Origin of the sequence: Gilliamella sp. Choc5-1, assembly GCF_001690595.1 — a bacterium.
Classification (GTDB): domain Bacteria; phylum Pseudomonadota; class Gammaproteobacteria; order Enterobacterales; family Orbaceae; genus Gilliamella; species Gilliamella apicola_M.
The window spans coordinates 1-541 of sequence record NZ_LZHH01000048.1 but is presented as its reverse complement, the minus strand read 5'-3'; the positions used below and the strand labels follow the sequence as shown (position 1 = coordinate 541).

At 37.3% G+C, this 541-nt stretch carries 1 protein-coding gene and 1 pseudogene; both read left to right on the top strand.

Annotation, left to right across the window (positions count from 1 at the left end; all coding sequences use genetic code 11):
• Nucleotides 1-229, top strand: a 229-nt coding sequence (locus A9G35_RS04375) for an IS3 family transposase (protein WP_141673768.1), incomplete at its 5' end; no start/stop codon positions are given.
• Nucleotides 230-231: 2 nt separating this feature from the next.
• A pseudogene (locus A9G35_RS04370) lies at nt 232-541 on the top strand (IS3-like element IS655 family transposase); the annotation flags it as partial.

The following is a 541-nucleotide window of genomic DNA, read 5'->3' as shown; positions in this document are numbered from 1 at the left end:
TTCATTAAGCAAGAAAGGATGTCCTTATGACAATGCGGTAGCGGAAGCGACATTTAAAACAATTAAAACGGAATTTGTAAAAGGCCAACGTTTTAACTCAACGGCTGAGTTACAACGCGCTTTTTCGGCTTATGCTTATTGGTATAATCATAAACGATTACATTCTTCGTTAGGCTACTTGCCTCCCGTTGAATTTAAAAAACACTTACCCCTTAATTTTTTTGTTTGAAAATGTGTTGCCATTCCAATATTTGGGTGTCACGCCGTTACATTGCTTGGGTGATGAAAGCCTTATTGCTGGCATCAAAATACACCGTTAAACGTTATCAATCTCACAATACGGAAGTGAATGAAACCGCCACAGAAAATCACCTGCAACGACAATTTGATGTAGGTGATAAAAAACAAATTGTTGTTGCGGATTTAACCTATATTCAAGTTAAGCAACGTTGGAACTATTTATGTGTTTTAGTGAACTTATCCGATAGGCAGATTGTCGGTTACCATGTTGGTCAACATAAAACAGCAGAGCTTGTTATGT